This is a genomic window from Novacetimonas cocois (assembly GCF_003311635.1).
GTDB classification, from domain to species: domain Bacteria; phylum Pseudomonadota; class Alphaproteobacteria; order Acetobacterales; family Acetobacteraceae; genus Novacetimonas; species Novacetimonas cocois.
In genome coordinates, this window is record NZ_QEXL01000039.1 from 1 (window position 1) to 2,500 (window position 2,500).

A 2,500-nucleotide genomic window follows, 5' to 3' on the forward strand; every position below is an offset into this window, starting at 1 on the left:
GGACTGTCTGGAAGATCTGGCGGCGACCGACTTTCCCGTGCCTTGAGGCACAGTATCATGGGCGCTGGGGTTTTTCACGGCCGAGTTCGGGATGGGATCGGGTGGTTCAACTCCCGCCATGGCCACCAGATCATCCAGGCAGTCCTGAGGTATTGGACTGTGTGGGAGGTTGGTGTGTTTTTTGAGAAGGGTGGAGGTGGATGACTGCTGTGCATGTATGTTGCCATGTTGTATGGCTGTGTGAATGAGCCTATTGGGCGATTAGGACCAGTCAGCTGCACGCATTACTGCGCTTTCACACCTGGCCTATTGACGTGATGGTCTATCACGGCCCTTGGGGAGACCTTGTTTTGAGGTGGGTTTCCCGCTTAGATGCTTTCAGCGGTTATCCCGTCCATACTTAGCTACCCGGCTGTGCCGCTGGCGCGACAACCGGTGCACCAGAGGTATGTTCATCCCGGTCCTCTCGTACTAGGGACAAATCCTCTCAAGTTTCCAACACCCACGGCAGATAGGGACCGAACTGTCTCACGACGTTCTAAACCCAGCTCACGTACCACTTTAATCGGCGAACAGCCGAACCCTTGGGACCTGCTCCAGCCCCAGGATGTGATGAGCCGACATCGAGGTGCCAAACCTCCCCGTCGATGTGGACTCTTGGGGGAGATCAGCCTGTTATCCCTAGAGTACCTTTTATCCGTTGAGCGATGGCCCTTCCACGCGGGACCACCGGATCACTATGGCCGACTTTCGTCTCTGATCGAGCTGTCACTCTCACAGTCAGGCGGGCTTATGCCATTGCACTCAACAGTCGATGTCCGACCGACCTGAGCCCACCATCGCGCGCCTCCGTTACACTTTGGGAGGCGACCGCCCCAGTCAAACTGCCCACCATGCAGGGTCCCGGACCAGGCTTACTGGTCTCGGTTAGACATCAGAAACAGTCAGGGTGGTATTTCAAGGATGGCTCCACCGGAACTGGCGCCCCGGTTTCAAAGCCTCCCACCTATCCTACACAGAATGTCTCTGATGCCACTGCAAAGCTGCAGTAAAGGTTCATAGGGTCTTTCCGTCTGACCGCGGGTACCCCGCATCTTCACGGGGAGTTCAATTTCGCTGAGCCGATGCTGGAGACAGCGGGGAAGTCGTTACGCCATTCGTGCAGGTCGGAACTTACCCGACAAGGAATTTCGCTACCTTAGGACCGTTATAGTTACGGCCGCCGTTTACCGGGGCTTCAATTCGGTGCTTGCACACCTCCTCTTAACCTTCCGGCACCGGGCAGGCGTCAGGCCGTATACGTCGTCTCTCGACTTCGCACAGCCCTGTGTTTTTACTAAACAGTCGCTACCCCCTGGTCTGTGCCACCCGCCAATGGTTGCCCACTGACGGGTCTTGCTTATCCCGAAGTTACGCAAGCAATTTGCCTAGTTCCTTCAGCATCGTTCTCTCAAGCGCCTTGGTATTCTCTACCAGTCCACCTGTGTCGGTTTCGGGTACGGTCTATATGCCAGAGCTATTTCCTGGAATGCTCCAAAAGCCGGGCCAATCCGATAAGACCCGACAACATATTGCATTCGTCACTTCTGGCAGGCCCAGGAATATTCACCTGGTTTCCATCGACTACGGCTTTCGCCCTCGCCTTAGGGGCCGGCTCACCCTGCGCGGATTAACCTTGCGCAGGAACCCTTGGACTTTCGGCGACAGTGTTTCTCGCACTGTTTGTCGCTACTCATGTCAGCATTCGCACTTCCGATATCTCCAGGGAGGGTCACCCCGTCCCCTTCACAGACTTACGGAACGCTCCGCTACCGCGCATACAATGTATGCACCCACAGCTTCGGCACGTGGCTTGAGCCCCGTTACATTTTCGGCGCAGGGTTTCTATTAGACCAGTGAGCTATTACGCTTTCTTTAAAGGATGGCTGCTTCTAAGCCAACCTCCTGGTTGTTTTGGAATCCCCACATCCTTTCCCACTTAGCCACGATTTGGGGGCCTTAGCTGGTGGTCTGGGCTGTTTCCCTCTCGACGATGGACCTTAGCACCCACCGTCTGTCTGCCTGGCTCATACTTCCGGGTATTCGGAGTTTGGTTAGGTTTGGTAAGGCTTTGGGCCCCCCTAGCCCATCCAGTGCTCTACCCCCCGGGGTAATACCAGACGATCTACCTCAATAGATTTCGCGGAGAACCAGCTATTTCCGAGTTTGATTGGCCTTTCACCCCTAGCCACAGCTCATCCCCGACTTTTTCAACAGGCGTGGGTTCGGCCCTCCAGTGCGTGTTACCGCACCTTCAGCCTGGCCATGGCTAGATCACTCGGTTTCGGGTCTTCTGCCAGCAACTCGTCGCCCTATTCAGACTCGCTTTCGCTGCGCCTACACCTAACGGCTTAAGCTTGCTGCAAACAGAAACTCGCTGACCCATTATACAAAAGGTACGCCGTCACCCCATAAGAGGCTCCGACTGCTTGTAGGCATTCGGTTTCAGGTCTCTTTCACT

Annotated in this window: 2 rRNA genes (1 of these 2 cut by a window edge); both read right to left on the bottom strand. The window is 55.5% G+C overall.

Annotated features, from left to right (window positions below):
- Window positions 1-14 precede the first annotated feature (14 nt).
- Window positions 15-130 (bottom strand): 5S ribosomal RNA (gene rrf / locus NJLHNGOC_RS15125).
- A gap of 110 nt (window positions 131-240) precedes the next feature.
- Window positions 241-2,500: ribosomal RNA gene (locus NJLHNGOC_RS15130) — 23S ribosomal RNA — on the bottom strand; it runs 481 nt beyond the window's last position.